Annotated in this window: 2 protein-coding genes; both read left to right on the top strand. The window is 26.9% G+C overall.

The features are described from left to right. Positions 1-160 precede the first annotated feature (160 nt). Complete coding sequence (locus HMPREF9073_RS07670; RefSeq protein ID WP_034555639.1) at positions 161-940, top strand: hypothetical protein; 780 nt, start codon at positions 161-163, stop codon at positions 938-940. Continuing rightward, on the top strand, positions 937-1,584 hold the full coding sequence (locus HMPREF9073_RS07675; protein ID WP_009413274.1) for an SH3 domain-containing protein: 648 nt from the start codon (positions 937-939) through the stop codon (positions 1,582-1,584). Before HMPREF9073_RS07670 ends, HMPREF9073_RS07675 begins: the two co-directional genes overlap by 4 nt. The last annotated feature ends 91 nt before the right edge of the window (positions 1,585-1,675 follow it).

Genomic DNA, 1,675 nt, shown 5'->3' on the forward strand with positions numbered 1-1,675 from the left:
AACATTTCTTTGATAAACACTAATGAAAAAAAATTATAAAGTGAATAATATAAAAATAGACAGTAAGTTCTATGGTGAACAGTTCTTACACATAGATAAAAACTTAGCGATTCCTTATAAGAAAGAATAATTGTTAAAATTTAAAATAATAGCTCAATAAATGAAAATCATCATCTATATTTTTTGCTTAATATTGATATATTCCTGTGATTTTAAAAAAAGAGCCTCAGGAGATAATACTTCAATGTCTAAAAATCAATATGAAGAAACAACCCAATTGGGCGAATTAGACCAGTATTTAAAAATTTCATTAGATAATTACAATCTTTTTATTGGAAAGATGTATTCAATAAATGAAAATATTTCAGAAGATTATGCAATTGACTATAAAAATGATACTATTTGGGTATTTAAAGAATTTTTAGAATCAGATACTTTTGAAGGTAAAAAAATTGTTTTCGATAAAAACATTTTGCCTAAAAACCTTATAGCTAAGTATATTATATCATATCATTTTGATGGTACAGAAAAAGCAAATCAGTATATAGATACCAATATTTCTGTCAATTATACTTTGTCAGAACTTACTATTCCCTATTTTGATACAATAAAACAAGATAGTTTGTTTGTTAGAAAAATAGCTGAAGAGCAGTCTAAGATGAAAGAAAAAATTTATTCTAATTACATCAATTACTATAATCATTTTCCTAAAGATGAATTAAAAATATGTTGCCCAACAGACTATAACAATTACAATAAGCTAAAAAACTTAGCCCAGAAAGATATCAAAAAACTTGATATAGAAGAAGATTTGAAAACTTATTTAGGGTATAGTTCAATTATCTTAGAATTAGCTGATAATAAAAAGAAAAATATCATTGTTCTTTCAAATAAAACAAGAAACTTTGATGAAACAACAAAGGAAAATATAATAAAATGAAAAAAATACTATTAATACTATTTATTTGCTGTACGCTCCAATGTAGGGCACAGCATCATAGAGATTTTGATACTGAAAAGGAATTTTTAGAGTTTTTATACAAGAATTCTAATAAAATTAAAGCCGATCCAGATGACTATTTTGATGAATTGTCTGAATGGGATTTGAGTAATAATACTTTAAAACAAAAAATGAAGATATTATTCAAAAATGACAAGAATCTAAATCAAAAGTTAAAAGAACTAGAGGAAGCTCGTATCTTTACATATCAAGGAGCATTAACAAATGTTCAAGCTAACTATGAACAATATCATTATGTTGATGGTCTTTATTTTGACTACCTTGTAGATCGGGGGGATTTAGAGGTAAAAGAGATTATATTAAAGATTCTCAAAGACCCTAAAATATCAAAATCTGATAAGGAAGATATTGAAGTATACTTAGAATTTTATGAATACTATATCTCTGACCCAGATGGTTATACCAATGTAAGAGAAGGTAAGAGTACTTCTTCTAAAATTATAGCTACAGTAGATTCAGGACTACCCATAAGAGTACTGGATACCACAGGAAATTGGTGGCAAGTAATGACAAAAGACAATGAAATAGGCTATATTCACAAGAGTAGAATTAAAAAGAGGTAAAATTCCCCATCGCTACACAGGCACTTTTCAAAAAGTCTCAAAATCACTTTTGCGTCACAACACTTTGTCAAAGTCCAAGGACTTTGACAAA

The organism is Capnocytophaga sp. oral taxon 326 str. F0382, from assembly GCF_000318295.1.
Classification (GTDB): domain Bacteria; phylum Bacteroidota; class Bacteroidia; order Flavobacteriales; family Flavobacteriaceae; genus Capnocytophaga; species Capnocytophaga periodontitidis.